16 protein-coding genes are annotated in these 16,656 nt (G+C 28.4%); 14 read left to right on the top strand and 2 right to left on the bottom strand.

Annotated features, from left to right (window positions below; translation table 11 throughout):
* The 3 genes from ACMX2D_RS06410 to ACMX2D_RS06400 form a co-directional block, all read left to right on the top strand.
* On the top strand, positions 1-1,542 hold a 1,542-nt coding region (locus ACMX2D_RS06410; protein WP_414973195.1), incomplete at its 5' end, for a Cna B-type domain-containing protein.
* 228 nt (positions 1,543-1,770) lie between these two features.
* On the top strand, positions 1,771-3,519 hold the full coding sequence (gene pepF / locus ACMX2D_RS06405) for an oligoendopeptidase F (RefSeq protein ID WP_414973194.1): 1,749 nt from the start codon (positions 1,771-1,773) through the stop codon (positions 3,517-3,519).
* Positions 3,520-3,544: 25 nt separating this feature from the next.
* Positions 3,545-5,536 (top strand): zinc ribbon domain-containing protein, encoded by a 1,992-nt coding sequence (locus tag ACMX2D_RS06400; RefSeq protein WP_414973193.1) that lies wholly within the window; start codon positions 3,545-3,547, stop codon positions 5,534-5,536.
* Between the two features lie 95 nt (positions 5,537-5,631).
* On the opposite strand, the gene ACMX2D_RS06395 is transcribed toward ACMX2D_RS06400, so the two are convergent.
* Positions 5,632-5,811, bottom strand: a complete 180-nt coding sequence (locus tag ACMX2D_RS06395; protein ID WP_414973191.1) for a hypothetical protein — start codon at positions 5,809-5,811, stop codon at positions 5,632-5,634.
* Positions 5,812-6,269: 458 nt separating this feature from the next.
* Between ACMX2D_RS06395 and ACMX2D_RS06390 the strand changes: the two genes are divergently transcribed.
* The 9 genes from ACMX2D_RS06390 to ACMX2D_RS06350 all read left to right on the top strand — a co-directional run bounded on the left by ACMX2D_RS06390 (position 6,270) and on the right by ACMX2D_RS06350 (position 13,926).
* Complete coding sequence (locus ACMX2D_RS06390; protein ID WP_414971128.1) at positions 6,270-6,935, top strand: MgtC/SapB family protein; 666 nt, start codon at positions 6,270-6,272, stop codon at positions 6,933-6,935.
* Positions 6,936-7,118: 183 nt separating this feature from the next.
* A complete protein-coding gene (gene tyrS, locus ACMX2D_RS06385) occupies positions 7,119-8,345 on the top strand; it encodes a tyrosine--tRNA ligase (protein ID WP_414973190.1) in 1,227 nt (408 codons plus the stop codon).
* Positions 8,346-8,354: 9 nt separating this feature from the next.
* Positions 8,355-8,993: a uridine kinase gene (gene udk / locus ACMX2D_RS06380; protein ID WP_009449027.1), complete on the top strand. Its 639-nt coding sequence runs from the start codon at positions 8,355-8,357 to the stop codon at positions 8,991-8,993.
* A complete protein-coding gene (locus tag ACMX2D_RS06375) occupies positions 8,977-9,438 on the top strand; it encodes an aminoacyl-tRNA deacylase (protein WP_414971130.1) in 462 nt (153 codons plus the stop codon). The genes udk and ACMX2D_RS06375 overlap by 17 nt, the downstream gene beginning before the upstream one ends.
* The gene (locus ACMX2D_RS06370) at positions 9,438-10,037 is read left to right on the top strand and encodes a molybdenum cofactor guanylyltransferase (RefSeq protein WP_414971131.1); all 600 of its coding nucleotides are present in this window, start codon (positions 9,438-9,440) and stop codon (positions 10,035-10,037) included. The genes ACMX2D_RS06375 and ACMX2D_RS06370 overlap by 1 nt, the downstream gene beginning before the upstream one ends.
* Positions 10,038-10,237: 200 nt before the next feature.
* Positions 10,238-11,773, top strand: a complete 1,536-nt coding sequence (rny, locus tag ACMX2D_RS06365; protein WP_414973189.1) for a ribonuclease Y — start codon at positions 10,238-10,240, stop codon at positions 11,771-11,773.
* Positions 11,774-12,296: 523 nt separating this feature from the next.
* Complete coding sequence (locus ACMX2D_RS06360; protein WP_414973188.1) at positions 12,297-12,791, top strand: GNAT family N-acetyltransferase; 495 nt, start codon at positions 12,297-12,299, stop codon at positions 12,789-12,791.
* Positions 12,792-12,801: 10 nt separating this feature from the next.
* Positions 12,802-13,290 carry a methyltransferase family protein gene (locus tag ACMX2D_RS06355; protein WP_004831831.1) on the top strand — a complete coding sequence of 163 codons (489 nt, stop codon included), beginning with the start codon at positions 12,802-12,804 and terminating at the stop codon, positions 13,288-13,290.
* 30 nt (positions 13,291-13,320) lie between these two features.
* On the top strand, positions 13,321-13,926 hold the full coding sequence (locus tag ACMX2D_RS06350) for a class I SAM-dependent DNA methyltransferase (RefSeq protein WP_414973187.1): 606 nt from the start codon (positions 13,321-13,323) through the stop codon (positions 13,924-13,926).
* A 78-nt stretch (positions 13,927-14,004) separates the two neighbouring features.
* Here the strand turns inward: ACMX2D_RS06350 and mscL are convergent, their stop codons facing one another.
* Positions 14,005-14,418 carry a large-conductance mechanosensitive channel protein MscL gene (gene mscL / locus ACMX2D_RS06345; protein ID WP_009449054.1) on the bottom strand — a complete coding sequence of 138 codons (414 nt, stop codon included), beginning with the start codon at positions 14,416-14,418 and terminating at the stop codon, positions 14,005-14,007.
* A gap of 116 nt (positions 14,419-14,534) precedes the next feature.
* Here mscL and ACMX2D_RS06340 point away from each other — a divergent pair, with 116 nt between their 5' ends.
* Both ACMX2D_RS06340 and hisS read left to right on the top strand, forming a co-directional pair.
* Positions 14,535-15,227 (top strand): DUF6873 family GME fold protein, encoded by a 693-nt coding sequence (locus tag ACMX2D_RS06340; protein ID WP_414973186.1) that lies wholly within the window; start codon positions 14,535-14,537, stop codon positions 15,225-15,227.
* A gap of 2 nt (positions 15,228-15,229) precedes the next feature.
* Positions 15,230-16,531: a histidine--tRNA ligase gene (gene hisS / locus ACMX2D_RS06335; protein WP_414973185.1), complete on the top strand. Its 1,302-nt coding sequence runs from the start codon at positions 15,230-15,232 to the stop codon at positions 16,529-16,531.
* The last annotated feature ends 125 nt before the right edge of the window (positions 16,532-16,656 follow it).

The following is a 16,656-nucleotide window of genomic DNA, read 5'->3' as shown; positions in this document are numbered from 1 at the left end:
GGAACAACAACAACTGCAAAATGGGAAAACTTAAAGACAAAAGATAACAATGGAAAGGACTATACTTTCATTGTAAAAGAAAGTTTCAAGAATGCAGATGATGTAAATAATGGAAACTGGACTATAGTAGAAAGTACCGAAGTAAAAAACGGAGTTGCTAAAATAAAGAATAAAGCAGTAAGCGGAGAAGAAAACTTAGGTAAGCTAACAGTAAAGAAAAACCTAATAGCATCAGGGGCAAATGTAAGAAAAGCAAGGGGATTAGAACCTGTAAAATTTGAATTCAAGGTAACAGGACCTAATGGATATGAAGAAACTTTCAAATTATCACCTGGAGAAAGTAAAGAATTAAAAGAACTATACTTTGGAGAATATAAAGTAGAAGAAACAGATACAAAAGGATACACAGCAAGCTACTCAGTAGCAGAAGGAAAAGTTACACTTAAATCTACAGACAAGGAAAAAACAGTAGAAGTAACAAACACAAGCGGTGGAGAAGGAACAGTAGTAGAAAAGACAGTAGAAAAAGTTTGGGTAAATGGACCTAAACCAAGTACAACAATAGAACTTTGGAGAAGAAATAATGTAGAAGGTGCAGACAAAATAGATGAAAAAGTCGATGAGTTTGTAGTAGCAGAAAATGCAAGTGGAGAAGGATTAAAGAAGACTTTTACAAATCTTGCAAAACATGATCCAAAGGGAAATGAATATGAATACTACGTTAAGGAAGAACAAGTACCTGAAAACTACGAAAAGAGTATAGAAGGATTAAAAGTAACAAACACATACAAGCAACCTACAGACGGGAAAGTAGAAGTAACAAAAGAATGGGACGGACCGGAAGAAGGAAAGCTGAAGAGACCTGAAATAAACTTAACTCTTTACAGAAAAGTAGCAGGAGGAGAAGAAGAGAAAGTACCTGAAGCAGAAGTAAAAGTAATAGACGGAACAACAACAACTGCAAAATGGGAAAACTTAAAGACAAAAGATAACAATGGAAAGGACTATACTTTCATTGTAAAAGAAAGTTTCAAGAATGCAGATGATGTAAATAATGGAAACTGGACTATAGTAGAAAGTACCGAAGTAAAAAACGGAGTTGCCACAATAAAGAATAAGGCAGTAAGCGGAGAAGAAAACTTAGGTAAGCTAACAGTAAAGAAAAACCTAATAGCATCAGGAACTAGAAATACATCAAAATCTATTAAATTTGAATTCAAAGTAACAGGACCAAATGGATATGAAGAAACTTTCAAATTGTCACCTGGAGAAAGTAGAGAATTAAAAGGACTATACTTTGGAGAATATAAAGTAGAAGAAACAGATGCAAAAGGATGCAAAACAACTTACTCAGTAGCAGATGGAAAAGTAACACTTAAATCTACAGATAAAGAAAAAACTGTAGAAGTAACAAATACAATTACAAAAAAAGACGAAAATGGAAAATTACCAAAAATGTCTATTTCTGGAACTGGATTTACAATGCTAGTAATTAGTAGTTTTGCTGGAGTGATTCTTACAAAGAGAAGAAAAGATCAATAATTTTTAGGTCAAAAAATTAAGGTTGAGAAGTTTAAACTTCTCAACTTTTTTTTGTAGTTAAGAAATTTGAGTGCTAAAAAGTTAAAATAATAATAAAAATGTTTTCAATAAAAAATTATATATAATTAAAATATATATATTTGTAAATAATTATCATATATATTGATAAAAATTGAAAAAAATGGTAAAATTAATTTGTGAAAATTTAGTTTTTATTTGGAGGTTATGATGGAAAAATATAATTGGTCGTTAGAAAAAATCTACAAAAATGTAGATGAAGCAAAAGCAGAGATAAAACTTTGTGATGAATTTGTTGAAAAACTTACAAAGGAAGAAAAATCAGTTAAAAATTTAAAAAATATTATGGAATTATCTGAAAAAGCAAATAGACTTATGGAAAAATTATATACTTATTCATATATGAAAAGAGATGAAGACAGTAGAGTTCCTGAATCTCAAAAATTAGCTTTAGAAGTAAATTCATTAGGCACAAGATTAGGTTCTGCTATGGCATTTTTTGATCCTTTCTTAATGAGTTTATCAGATGAAGAATTGGAAAACTTTTACAAAGAGGGAGATAATGAAAAGTATAGAGTACATTTTGAAAATATTTTAAGATTTAAACCTCATACTTTAAGTGCAGACGAAGAAAAACTTCTTGCAAATTGTAGTGAAATGATGGGAACAGGTCAAAACTCATTCTATATGTTAAGTTTTGCTGATATGGATTATGGAAAAATTGAAAGCAAAGATGGTGAAAAACTAACTCCTGCAAATTACAATGCTTTCCTTTTAGATGAAAATGAAGAAGTAAGAAAAGAAGCATTTGATAAAATGTATGGAACTATTTCAAATTTCAAGAATACTTATGCTACAACACTATATAGTGCAATTAAAAATTTAACAATACTTGCAAAGGTTAAAAACTATCCTTCAGCCAGATATATGGAATTATTCCAAGATTGTGTTCCTGAAACAGTTTATGATTCTTTGATAGAAAGTATTGAAGAATATCTACCTTCTCTTCATAAATATTATGGTTTAAGAAAGAAAGCTTTAAAGAAAGACAAACAATATATGTGGGATGTTTCTGTAAATTTAGAAAAAGAATTTGACCAAAAATATCCTTATGAAAAAGCAAGAGAATTGATAACTGAAGGACTAAAACCATTAGGAGAAGACTATATTGAAGTTTTGAATAGAGGTTTTGACGATCGTTGGGTTGATGTTTATCCAAGAGAAGGAAAAGCTGGTGGGGCTTATTCTTGGGGAAGTTTTGATACAGATCCATATATACTAATGAATTATACAGATACATTAGACAGTATGTTTACATTAGCTCATGAATTTGGACATTCAATGCATAGTTATTATTCAAAATCAAATAATGACTATCTATATGCACAATATAAGATTTTCGTTGCAGAAGTTGCATCAACTTTCAATGAATTAACTCTATTAGACTATATGTTGAAAAATGTTAAAGATAAACACGAAAAGATTTATATTTTAAACTATTATATCAATATGTTTATCGGAACAGTATTTAGACAAACAATGTTTGGCGAGTTTGAAAAAAATACTCATCTAGAAGTTGAAGCAGGTAATGCCTTAACTGCTGATGATTTCACAAGAATTATGGGTGAATTAAACGACAAATATTATGGAGAACATGTTGAAAAGAGTGAATTAGCTAATTACTTATGGGCAAGAATTCCTCATTTCTACACTAATTTTTATGTATATAAATATGCAACAAGTTTCTGTGCAGCAAGTTTCTTGTCAAGCAGAGTTGTTAAGGGAGATAAAGAAGCATTAAAGAATTATAGAAACTTCTTAAAGGATGGATGTAGACATCAACCAATAGAACAATTAAGAGCGGCAGGAATTGATATGGAAGATAAAAATTCAATTAATAAGGCTCTAGATGTTTTCAAAGGTTTAGTTGACGAATTAGAAAAAGAATTAGAAGCGTAGGAAAGATTTAAGGAGGGTTTTTTTCGTGTCTAAGAAAAACAAAAAAAAGAATAAAATTGAAAAAAATTCTTCAAATTTTTCAGAGGGAGGATTTGATAAATCTATTTTATCCGACTATTCTCAATGGAGAGAAGATTATTCCGAAAAAGAAATTTCTGAAGAAGTTGTTCTCGAAACGAAGAAAGAAGAGAATGAAATTGATGATTTAGATTTTAAATCAAATCTTATAAATTCAGAAGTGGAAGACCATACATTTTCAACTGATGAAGAAAAACTAAAAGAAGAATCAAAAAATGAAAATGTAAAAAAGAATAAAGAAGAAAATAACGAAGAAGATGAAATTTTAACAGAAACACAAAGACTTCAGCTTATTTACGGCAATGTTGTTCCCCTACACGAAAGACGTCGTAGGGGGAGCAAAGCCTCTAAAAATAAAAATAAGGAAAAACATAAAGAAAAACAATCTGAAGTTGTAGAAACTGTTAAGAGTGAAGAAAAAGAAAAAACTGTAAATGAAAAAGTTGTTGAGTCTTCGTCAGAAAATATTGAAATAAAAGATTTTGAAGAGCCTAAAGAAACTGTAGAACAAAAGGAAATTAAACCAAAAGAAGCTGAAAAGCCTAAAGAAACTGTAAGGTCAAAGGAAGAAAAGGACAAAAAAGAAGTAAATAAATATGAAATGCCGAAAATTCCAAAAACTTTAAAAATGCTTTTTTCATTTACCATACTTTTGGCAATTTCAATTGTCGGATTTTTTGGACTTAAGGCATATCATTCTATAGATGTAAAACTTCCGACTATTTTATCAGGTGTGGAATCAAAAAAAATTGGATTTTATACTACAAATATAGTTTTCAATGGAAAAGGAATTGATAAAAATCAAGCAGAATATCTTATTTCAACTTTTGAAGAAGATGAAACTAAATTTAAGACTATTGAAAAATGGCTTAAAGAAGATGCTGAAAATTTGAAAAAGAATCCAAACTATAAGAGTGACAGACCGATTAGACTTCAAAAAAGTGGAAAAATATTAGGATTTTTTGATGATTATAAAATTCATTTAGATCCAATAAAATTGAAAGTTGAAAAGAATGATGAAGTACAAACTACAATTTTATTAAATGGTAAGGAAGAGGCTGTTTCAGATAAAGAATATGAGTTATTTCCTGGAAAATATACAATTTTTTATTATGATAATAATATAAAATTAAAAGAAGATATTACTCTTTTCTATGATGAAAAATCAGATATTAAAACTGTTTCTTATGGAGCGGGAACTGAATACCAACTTGCAAATGAAGTTGAAAAACTTGATACAAATTCAAATGAAAGTTCTTTTAAAATTTTAACAAGAGATGAAAACAGTATCTTGTTTGTAAATGATAAAAATACAGAATTAACTGTAAAAGAATTTAATAAATTATCCGGAACAAATATAAAACAAGGTGATATTTTAAAAGTTGTAACAAAAATGCCTTGGGGATATACAATTTCTGATGGAGTTACTTACCAAGGAGAAAAAAAGATAAATGTTAGTACATCTCTTACTGATAAAAGATTATTGGAAGTTGCTATTGCAAGAACTATAGAGTTGTTAAGAGAGGATGTTCAATCAAGAGGAAAAAAAGATGCGAGTTTATTGACAACAATGATAGACCCATCTTTAAGAATTGAAGCAAAAAGAGTTGAATCATTAATAAACAACGGCAGAGAATATGTTGGAGGTTATCCTTCAATGGAATTCGACCTTAATTCATTTGAAATAAGAGAATATGGGGATACTTATGAAATGTATATAGGTGGACATTTATTGGTTCAAGAGACAACATATCCTCAAAATAGCAAACCACCACAATTAACATCAATAACACCTGAAGAATTCACGGTTGGATTTCATTTTATCTATGATAAAGAAAAGAAAAATTGGTACAGTAATATTTGGGGTTTTACAACAAGAACAATTACTAGAACTAATATTAGAAGTGTGGATATATCAAAAGATATGATTGCAAGATAAGTAATATATCCTATTTTGACACAGACTCCGGAAGTATACAAAAGCTCATCTAAGTAAAATTAGATGAGCTTTAATTTATTTATTGTCTGTAATTTTTATTTAATTAATTCCAGATTAGACTCTATATCTTTTTTCTCGGATTCTTTATATTCAAGATTGTTTTTTGTATCTTTTATTGTTTTGTCATTTATTATCTCTAAATCTAATTCTAAATTATCAGCTGTAATAAATTCTTTTACATCTTTTTTAGATATTTTTACATTTTCATATACCATATATCCAGAGCATTGCCTGATTTTAATTTTTCATACAAAACTAAGTAATATTTTTTTGAATCTGAAGTATTTTCAGTATTCTTTTTTTCTTTAATAACAAAAAATTTTTCTTTTGTGATGAAATATTTTTCGTTTAGCTGTTCTATTTTTACTCCTTTTGCTGAACATGAGCAAAAAATTAAAGTAACTAAAGTGAATATAAAAAATTTTTTTATAAACTTTTTTATATTATTGAATACATCCAATATTATATTTAGTGCTTTTGTATTGCAAACTAATTATATCATAAAAAATAATAAATGAAAGACTAATAATTTTTATGAAAATATGATATAATTATACAATAATAGTATATTATTTTTATATTGAAAAGAGAATTATTTGACTTTTTTAGTATTACATATAATTAAATTAGTAAAAAAAGATTAGTAATTTTTAAATAGAATTGGGAGTATTATATGGATATATATATGGATTTAATTTTTCAAAATTTTGAATTTTTGATAAAGATGGTTCTTGCAACTGTAATGGGAGCCATAATAGGTTTTGAAAGAAAAAGTAGAAATAAGGAAGCGGGTATCAGAACTCACTCGATAGTTGCACTGGCTTCTGCACTTATGATGATTATTTCTAAATATGGATTTTTTGATAGTGATAAGTATGATGCTGCACGTATTGCATCTCAAGTTGTTTCAGGAATCGGTTTTTTAGGCACGGGTCTTATTTTTATAAAAAATAATTCAGTAAACGGTCTTACAACTGCTGCCGGAATTTGGGCTACTGCCGGCATCGGGCTTGCTATGGGAGCGGGACTTTATGCAGTTGCAATTTGCGGGACACTTTTAATTGTAATTGTTCAAATTTTAATGTATAAAGATGCATTTTTAAACAAAGACCATTTGACTATAACATTTGAGGTAAGTTTGGAGGACAGTTTTAATACGATTAGAGAGATTAGAAATTATTTGGAAAGATTTAAACTTGAAGTTCAAAATGTAGAGATTGTAAAGAAGAGCAGATCTGTAATAGTTAGATTTTATACAGTTGTTCCTGTGGATTTTGAAAGAGAACATTTGGAAGATTTAATTTTTGATGATGAAAGAGTTAAAAAGATTGAAATGTAGTTGACATTTTTGACTTTTTTTTATATAATTATCTCAATATTTAATACTGAGCGTTGATTGTGCATACAACACAGGAGTTCAAAAGTGATTGTGCTTAAACATTATGAGGCCTATGCGAAGAAAGGTGGTACCACGATAAGTCGTCCTTTCAGAGTTGTAGGTCTTTTTTTATAGGAGGTTTTTATGGAATACAAGAATGTTTTTGAAGAGCTTGTCGATAGAGGATATTTTGAACAAGCTACTTATGAAGATGAATTAAAAGAGTTATTATCCAAGGAAAGAGTAAAATTCTATATCGGTTTTGATGCAACAGCAGATAGTTTAACTATTGGTCATTTTATTCAAATTATGGTTATGAAGAGAATGCAAAATTATGGTCATATTCCAATTGCACTTTTAGGTGGAGGAACTACAATGATTGGAGATCCTTCAGGAAGAAGTGATATGAGAATGGTAATGACTGAAGAACAAATCAATCATAATGCACAAAGATTTTTTGAACAACTTTCAAGATTTATTGATTTTTCAGATGGAAATGCAATTATAGAAAATAATAAAGATTGGCTTTTAGACTTAAATTTTATAAAATTTATGAAAGAAGTAGGAGTGCATTTTAGTGTAAATAAGATGCTTACTTGTGATGCATATAAGAACAGAATGGAAAAAGGTCTTACATTCTTTGAATTTTCATATATGTTAATGCAAAGTTATGATTTCTTATACCTATATAGAAAACATGGTTGTAAATTGCAATTAGGCGGTTCTGACCAATGGAGCAATATCCTTGGGGGATATGATTTAGTAAGAAAGCTTGAACAAGATAAAGTTTATGCTATGACTTTTAAACTTTTAACAACTGCTGACGGAGTAAAAATGGGTAAATCTCAAAAAGGTGCAGTTTGGTTGGATGAAGAAAAAACATCTCCTTATGAGCTTTTCCAATATATGAGAAATGTAGATGATAGAGATGTTGAAAAATTCTTACTGATGCTAACTTTCCTACCTACAGAAAAATGTAGAGAATTGGGACAATATAAAGATGAAAGAATTAATGAAGCAAAGGAAATTTTAGCTTTTGAAGTAACAAAGATTATTCACGGTGAAGAAAAGGCACAAAAGGCTTTAGAAACTGCCAGAGCATTATTCAGTGGAGAACTTTTAGATGAAAATATGCCTTCAACTGAAATTAAAAAATCAGATTTTGAAAATGAAGAAATAGGAATTTTGGATTTAATTAGAACTTGTGGACTTTCAAAGTCTAATGGAGAAGCCAGAAGACTTATAGAACAAGGCGGAATTTCTTTAAATGGAGAAAAAATTACCGATACAAATTTAAAAGTTTCTTTAAATTTAGAAGAAATTGTTATAAAAAAAGGTAAAAAAATCTACCACAGAGTAATTGCTTTATAGGAGTTTTTGATGAAAAAAGAAGATATTTATGTTGTAGGGATTGCCGGAGGCTCTGCTTCCGGCAAGACCACTATTGTTGAAAAATTAAAAGAACAATTTAAAGATGAAATAGTTATGATTAGTCATGATTTTTATTATTGGTCAAATGATGACAAGACTTTAGAAGAAAGGGCAAAGTTAAACTATGACCATCCAAAGTCTTTTGAAACTTCTAAACTTATTGAGGATATAAAGATTTTAAAATCAGGTAAAGCAGTAGATTTACCGATTTATGACTATACATTGCATACTAGAAGCAAAGAAACTATGAGAGTTTATCCAAAACCTGTAATAATAATTGAAGGGATTTTAATTTTGGAAGACCCAAAACTTAGAGAGCTTATGGATTTAAAGGTTTATGTAGATGCAGATGCAGATGAAAGACTGATTAGAAGAATTTTAAGAGATACAAAAAAGAGAGGAAGAAGTCTTGAAAGCGTTTTAACTCAATATCAAACTACAGTTAAACCAATGCATGAGGAATTTATTGAGCCAAGTAAAAAACACGCGGATATAATAATTCCTCGAGGAGGAGAAAATGCTCCTGCGATAAAGATGCTGGTTCAACATTTAAAGACTTTTTTGGATAAAGATGAAAAAGATAAGTAAGACAAATGTATGTAGAATTTTAGACAGTAAAAAAATAAAATATGAATTTGTAGTTAGAGAAGAAGACAAAGAATTTGAAGATATTGGAATAGACAGAAATATTTGTTTTAAAACACTTGTACTAGAAGGAAGTGATAAAAATCATTATGTCTGTGTTATTCCTATAGATTCTCATTTGGACTTAAAAAAAGCTAGTAAACATTTTAAATTAAAAAGTATTAGAATGATTTTACAAAAAGACTTAGAACCTTTAACAGGTTATGTTCATGGTGGTTGCAGTCCTGTTGGAATGAAGACAAAATTTAAGACGGTTTTTGATGAGACTGCAAAAAATATGGATAAATTTCTTGTAAGTGCCGGTAAGGTTAGAAATTCAATTATAGTAAATCCTATTGAATTTGCAGACTTTTGCGATGCAGATTTTGCTGATTTGGTGGTAGAATAATGATAAATTGTATTATACTTGCAGGTGGAAACTCCAGAAGAATGACTTTTCCGAAAGAATATATAGAGCTTGAAGAAAAGTATTTAGTACACAATTCAATAGAAGTTTTAAAAAATATCTTTGAGGATATAGTTGTCGTTTCAAATAATAAGGAGCATTATAGAGATTTAAAAGTTAGAGTTGTAAGGGATATCTTTTACAAAAAAGGACCTATGGCAGGACTTCATAGTGGGCTTTGCTATTCTAATAGTTATTTTTCTTTTCTGACTGCATGTGATATGCCGAATATGGATGAAAAATTTATTAGATTTTTGATTTCAAAACTTGATGTAAATTTTGACGGTATTGTTTGTCTTTCTGAAGATGGAAAAATTTTACCTATGAATGCAATTTATAAAAATTCTTTGAAAGAAGATTTAAGAAAAGAGTTAATCAAAGATAATCGAAAATTTGTTAGATTTATTGAAGATAACAATTTTAAATTTTTGGAATATAAAGATTGGAAATTTTTTGACGAAAGAAATATGTTTGAAAACCTAAATACTATAAAGGAATTGGAAGAATTTAGAACAAAATTATTAAATAAAAAGAAAGATTAATGGCGGATTATACCGCCATTTTTTGATAGGTATATTATTGTTTTATATATAATTATTACATTTTTTATATAATTTTTTAAATTGACAAAACACTAAAAAAGTTGTAAAATAGTAGATGTGAGAAGTCACATTTAATTTTAAGGAATAATGATTTGATAATTGTAACTTGAAAATTTAATACAAGGAGGTGTGTAAGACTAATGCCAAGGGAATTTATATTATTTCCTGTTTTTTTAATTGTTGGAACTATTATTGGTTATGCTTTTAGAAGATTTTCTTCAGAAAAACTAATAAATGGCGCCGAAAACCACGCTAAAAAAATTGTTGAAGATGCTATTAAAGAAGCTGAAACTAAGAAAAAAGAAAAATTAGTTGAAGCTAAAGAAGAAGCACATAGAATTAAACAAGAAAGCGATAAGGAAAACAGAGAGAGAAGAAACGAAATTCAAAAATTGGAACGTCGTTTAATTACTAAAGAAGAAAATTTAGACAAGAAAAACGAAAATTTAGATAAGAAAAATGAACGTCTAAATAAAGAATTAAAGGCTTTAGAAGTTAAAGAATCTGAAATTGAAAAATTAGTTGAAAAACAAAAAGAAGAACTTGAAAGAGTTGCCAATATATCATCTGAAGAAGCTAAAGAAATTATACTTGAAGAAGTTAGACAAGAAAGTATAAAAGATGCTGCAAATATCATTAGAGAAATTGAACAAAATGCTAGAGATAATGCAGAAAAAAATGCCAGATATATTATTGGAACGGCTATTCAAAGATATGCGGCAGATCATGTTGCAGAATCTACAGTTAGTGTTGTAACTTTACCTAATGATGAAATGAAGGGTAGAATTATAGGTAGGGAAGGAAGAAATATTAGAACATTTGAAAGTTTAACAGGAGTAGATTTAATTATAGACGATACTCCGGAAGCAGTTGTTTTATCTTCTTTTGATCCGGTTAGAAGAGAGATAGCAAGACTTGCTCTTGAAAAATTGATTAATGATGGAAGAATCCACCCTACAAGAATTGAAGAAATGATTGAAAAATCAAGACAGGAAGTTGAAAACAGTATTAGAATTGCAGGAGAAGATGCCTGTGATCAAACTAATATTCACGGATTACATCCTGAACTTGTAAAACTTTTAGGAAGACTAAAGTACAGAACTTCTTATGGACAAAATGTTTTGAAACATTCTATAGAAGTTGCACATATGGCAGGAATGTTAGCTGCTGATATTGGAGCTGATGTTAAAATTGCCAAAAGAGGTGGTCTATTACACGATATAGGCAAGGCTATAGATCACGAAATGGAAGGAAATCACGTTGAATTAGGTGTTCAAATGGCTAAAAAATATAAAGAAAAACGTGAAGTTATCCATTGTATTGAAGCACATCATAATGATGTTGAACCTTCAACTGTTGAAGCACTTTTGGTGCAAGCAGGAGATGCTATTTCAGCCGCAAAACCCGGCGCAAGACGTGAGTCTGTTGAAAATTATATTAAGCGTTTGGAAAATCTTGAAGCAATTGCAAATTCATTTGACGGAATTGAAAAATCTTTTGCAATTCAAGCAGGACGTGAAATAAGAGTATTGGTTAAACCGGAAGTTATTGACGAAGATAAGATGTTATTAACTTCAAAAGAAATTATTAAGAAAATACAAGAAGAACTTGAGTATCCCGGAACAATTAAAGTTAATTTAATTAGGGAAACAAGAGTTGTTGACTACGCTAAATAGTTTTTAAATTTGAAAACAAGAATGTTTATAGAAATATAGACATTCTTTTTTTATGAAAAATTGAAAGTTTTTAGATTTATGTATCTTCGATACATTCACTTTTGTTTTCAACAAAAGTGTGAGATCTCTCCACTCCACTTCGTTTCGGTCGAGATGACGTATAAGGGAGTGTACTCATTTTAGAGCTAGACGTGAATGGTAAATAAACTTCAAAAGATAATAAAAAATTATTTAAAATAAAATATTTCTCGTCATAGTAAAACTATGCCGACACGTCATTTCGAGCGAAATGAATCTAGCCCTAACTTTTGTTGTTTATTCTTAAACAACAAAAAGTAGGTCTGACGGGAACAATTGTATCTTCTGATACAATTGTCCTGGAGATCTCATATATTTGCTTGTTTACAAGCAAATATAAAATGTATCTATGATACATTTAGTTATAAAATTATTGATATTGCTTTGCAATTGTGATATATTTATAGTAATTAATAGTTTTGTCAGCAAATAACCGGAGTAAATTATGATAAAAGAAAATATAAATATTGAGTATGTAAGTGAAAAAAATTCACGGTTTTTAAAAAATATTTTAAGAGATGATATTAGTGAAGATTTTGTAGATTCGTTGGATGTAGTTCTAGAAATAACAAATTATGGAATAGAACATAATTGTAAAGGGCATACTTATGCAATTAAATATGATGAAAAATACATAGGCTTTATACTGTTATGGGAAGCTATTGAATGTAGTGCAGACCCTGAAATAATGAAAAAAGAACCTTTTTATAGGCTTATGGCATTTATTATTGATAAAAGATATAGAGGTTGTGGGATAGGATCTTATGTTTTAGAAAAAGTTATTTCTAAATGTTATGAAGAATATGGAATAAGACCTATTGCATTAGGTGTTCATAAATATAATTACAGAGCTGAAAAGTTTTATGTTAATAGAGGTTTTGTAAAAACTGATTTTATGGAGGGAAATGATTACTATTTTTTTAGATTTCCTAAATTTTAAGGAGTAAATTATGAAAAGAGAAAAATTATCAGTTTTAGGAATTGGACCGATATATGTGGGTATTATATTAGTCATAACAGCGATATTAATATTTTTACAAAATAAGGGTTATTTTAAAAATGGAGAAATACCTTTTTTAAAAATTCCTTTTATGATTATAGGTATAATATGTATATTTATAGGTATTGGACTGTGGATTTCTGCAGTTGTTAATTCAAGAATTTCTAAGAATATAAAGGAACTAAAATTGGTAACTACGGGAGTTTTTTCAATTGTAAGAAATCCGATTTATTCTGCTTTTATGTTTCTTTGTTGGGGAATTTGTTTTATTTTTAATAATTTATATTTTTTAGTTACAATTCCAATTTATTGGATTCTTTTGACTATTTTAGTGAAAAGTACGGAAGAAATATGGCTTAAAGATATTTTTGGAGAGGAATATCTGGAATATTGTAAGAGGACAAATAGATGTATCCCATGGTTTTCTAGGAAATCTTGATTAACTTATTATTTAAATTTAGGGGGTAGTATGAATAATTATTTTGATGAAGTTGCTAAAGTTTGGAACACAGAGGAGAGAAAAAATAGAACTTTTACCATATACGAAAAAATGTTTAAGTATTTAGGAGAAGGTTTGAAAGAGAAAAAGGCTCTTGAAATCGGATCGGGAGATGGACTTCTTGCAACTTTATTATCTAAAGATTTAAAACATATTGATTGTATGGATACCTCTTTAAAGATGAGAGAGGAGTCTTTAAAGAGAATAAATGAGATGAAAATAAAAAATATCAGTATAAATGATGAAAATTTTTTAGAAAATTCAAATGAAAAATATGATGTAATTTACAGTTTAACTGCTTTTCATCATATTGTAGATGTAGATGCGGAGCTTAAGTTGTTAAGAGAACATATAAAAGAAAATGGGAAAATAATTATAATGGATTTGGATACTGTTTCTCCTGATTTTCATAAGGATTTTCCAAATTTTGATGGACATGATGGTTTTTCAAGAGAAGAAATGGAAAATTATTTTAAAAGAGCATCATTTATTCCGAAAAGCTATGAGATTTTATGGAATGGAAGAAGCAAGGAAATTGATTTTAGAATTTTCTTAATGGAAGGAATTTGCAAATAATAAAATTAGCATTATAAAAGCCGAGTTGAATTTACAACTCGGCTTTTGGTTTTAAAAACATAAAATCCTATTTTTGTATTAATGTTTTTCTTTAATATCATTTAAGATATTCTTAATATCAGTTAAAATTTCTTCTTGAGTTGGAGCTGTAGGAGTTTCTTCAACTACTTCTTCTTTCTTTCTTGTTAGCTTATTCATAGCTTTTACCATCATAAAGATACAAAATGCTATAATTAGAAAATCAATTACATTTTGAATAAATGCACCATATTTAAAAGCAACTTCTGCAATTTCTTTAGACTTGTCTCCCGCTTTTAATACAATTTTTAGGTCTGAAAAATTAATTCCACCTGTTAAAATTGAAAGTAAAGGCATTAGAACATCATTTACTAAAGATGTAACGATTTTTCCAAATGCTCCACCTATAATTACCCCAACTGCCAAGTCCATTACATTACCTTTTAAGGCAAATTCTTTAAATTCTTTTAACATAAACTTCCTCCTGTAAATAAAATATGATAAAATATATTATAGTTAAATAATTACATTGTAATCATTCAGTCGGTTATTACCCAAATATAGATATTTTAACCATTTAGGAGATTAATATGTTACAAAAAATTATAGTAAGCAACTGTGCAACATCGATGTTTTTTGAACTTTTAGAAAAAGAAAATTTTGATTATATAAAAAGTTTGAATAATGAAAAATTTAATATAAATTATAATGACCATATTGATTTGAGTGTCCTAAAAATTGATGACGATATTTACATAGAGTCTTCTGTTTTTGACTATTATAGTAAGTATTTGAGTGAATTTAATTTAAAAAAGGTGGATGTTTCTAATTTTAAAAATGGAGAGATGGTTTTAAATATTGCAAAAAATAAGAAATATTTTTTTCATAATGAAAAATTTACCACAAAAGAAATTTTTGAAAAACTTAAACTAAATAGAGAATATTTAAAGATAAATCAGGGATATGCAAATTGTAGTATGATTTGTTTTGAAAATCATATAATAACAAGTGATGAGGGAGTATATAAAACATTAAAAGCTGAGAATATCGATGTTGAACTTGTTACAACCGATGGAATTATTTTAAATGGATATAAAAATGGCTTTATTGGAGGGACTTGTGGTTTTGTTTCCGATGATATTTTATTATTTTATGGTGATGTGACAAAATATCGAGATTATGATATAATTAAACGCGTAGCTGATGAAGAAAATGTGAAAATACTCTACCCTAAAGACGAAACTTTTGTCGATTTGGGTGGAATTATTTCGCTATGGAGGTAATTATGGGATTTATTAAACCGAGCAATGTTGTTGGTACTATGGAACTTTTACCAAATGAACAAATTTTGTTCGACAATGTTAAAAATATAATTGAAGATACTTTTAAAAAACGTGGATTTTTACCGATAGATACACCGGTTTTTGAAAAAAATGAAATTCTTTTAGCTAAAGGTGGGGGAGAGACTACAAAACAAATTTTTAAAATCGACTCCGAAAGCAAGGATATTTCTTTAAGATTTGACCTTACTGTGCCTTTGGCGAGATATGTTGCTCAATATTTTAGCGACTTAAATTTTCCTTTTAGAAGATATCATATAGGTAAAGTTTATCGTGGAGAAAGAAATCAAAAGGGAAGATATAAGGAATTTTATCAATGTGATATTGATGTTATTGGTAATGGAAAACTTGATATCAAAAATGATGCAGAGCTTCCTTATATAATCTATGAAATTTTTTCAAAAATTATTAATGAAAAATTTGCGATTAATTTTAGTAATTTAAAAATTATTAATGGACTTTTTGAAAATCTGGGTGTAGATAATAAAACTGATATGCTTCGAATAATCGACAAGATTGAAAAAATTGGTTTTGAAAAAGTTGTTGAAGAGCTTAAAAATACAGGTCTTGATGATAATAGTTTAGAAAAAATTACAGAGTTTATAAAGATTTCAGGAAGTAATGAGAAAATTATCGAAAAACTAAATTCATTAGGAATTTCTAATGAACTTTTTGAAAAGGGTGTTGAAGAACTTAAAGAAGTTTATGATTGTATGAAACTTTTTGGAATTCCAGAGGATTGTATAAAGATTAATCTGACTATTACAAGAGGTCTTGATTATTATACCGGAACTGTTTATGAAACATTTTTAGAAAATTATAGACAACTTGGAAGTGTTTGTTCAGGTGGAAGATATGATGATTTAGCAAGTAATTATACAAGTCAGATTTTACCTGGAGTTGGTATTTCTATCGGACTTACGAGATTGTTCTATCAACTACTTGATAAAAATTTATTTAAAGAAATTAAAACTAATAGTATTGACGCTTTGATTATTCCGATGGAAAATTGTTATGATTATGCTATAAAACTATTGAATAAATTTGAAAATAGTGGTAAAATAATACAAATATATTTTGAGGACGCAAAGATGAAGAAAAAAATATCTTATGCGGACAAATTAAATATTCCTTATATAATTATAGTCGGAGAAGATGAAAAAGAAAATAATACTTACACTGTCAAAGATTTAAAGACAGGAGAACAAAAGACTGTTGATTTTGAAGGATTGTTAAAGTTAATATAGACATTGAAGTAACGAGTAGGACTTAAGCGCTTTAAGAGAGGATGAAACGTGGCTGGAATTTCATTTAAGAATGCTATTTGCCGAAAACTATTACGGAGTCTTTTATTTAATTAAGAAGTAATTAG

Origin of the sequence: Parvimonas oralis, assembly GCF_047608425.1 — a bacterium.
In the GTDB taxonomy this organism is placed as follows: domain Bacteria; phylum Bacillota; class Clostridia; order Tissierellales; family Peptoniphilaceae; genus Parvimonas.
This window is presented reverse-complemented; position numbering and strand designations above follow the sequence as displayed.

Bases quoted from the DNA above. Each gene is read 5' to 3' on its own strand.
- mscL (WP_009449054.1), bottom strand. From the start codon at position 14,418: ATGTTAAAAGAATTTAAAGAATTTGCCTTAAAAGGTAATGTAATGGAC.
- rny (WP_414973189.1), top strand. From the start codon at position 10,238: ATGCCAAGGGAATTTATATTATTTCCTGTTTTTTTAATTGTTGGAACT.
- ACMX2D_RS06395 (WP_414973191.1), bottom strand. From the start codon at position 5,811: ATGGTATATGAAAATGTAAAAATATCTAAAAAAGATGTAAAAGAATTT.
- pepF (WP_414973194.1), top strand. From the start codon at position 1,771: ATGGAAAAATATAATTGGTCGTTAGAAAAAATCTACAAAAATGTAGAT.
- ACMX2D_RS06370 (WP_414971131.1), top strand. From the start codon at position 9,438: ATGATAAATTGTATTATACTTGCAGGTGGAAACTCCAGAAGAATGACT.
- ACMX2D_RS06390 (WP_414971128.1), top strand. From the start codon at position 6,270: ATGGATATATATATGGATTTAATTTTTCAAAATTTTGAATTTTTGATA.
- ACMX2D_RS06340 (WP_414973186.1), top strand. From the start codon at position 14,535: ATGTTACAAAAAATTATAGTAAGCAACTGTGCAACATCGATGTTTTTT.
- ACMX2D_RS06355 (WP_004831831.1), top strand. From the start codon at position 12,802: ATGAAAAGAGAAAAATTATCAGTTTTAGGAATTGGACCGATATATGTG.
- ACMX2D_RS06360 (WP_414973188.1), top strand. From the start codon at position 12,297: ATGATAAAAGAAAATATAAATATTGAGTATGTAAGTGAAAAAAATTCA.
- udk (WP_009449027.1), top strand. From the start codon at position 8,355: ATGAAAAAAGAAGATATTTATGTTGTAGGGATTGCCGGAGGCTCTGCT.
- ACMX2D_RS06375 (WP_414971130.1), top strand. From the start codon at position 8,977: ATGAAAAAGATAAGTAAGACAAATGTATGTAGAATTTTAGACAGTAAA.
- tyrS (WP_414973190.1), top strand. From the start codon at position 7,119: ATGGAATACAAGAATGTTTTTGAAGAGCTTGTCGATAGAGGATATTTT.
- ACMX2D_RS06350 (WP_414973187.1), top strand. From the start codon at position 13,321: ATGAATAATTATTTTGATGAAGTTGCTAAAGTTTGGAACACAGAGGAG.
- hisS (WP_414973185.1), top strand. From the start codon at position 15,230: ATGGGATTTATTAAACCGAGCAATGTTGTTGGTACTATGGAACTTTTA.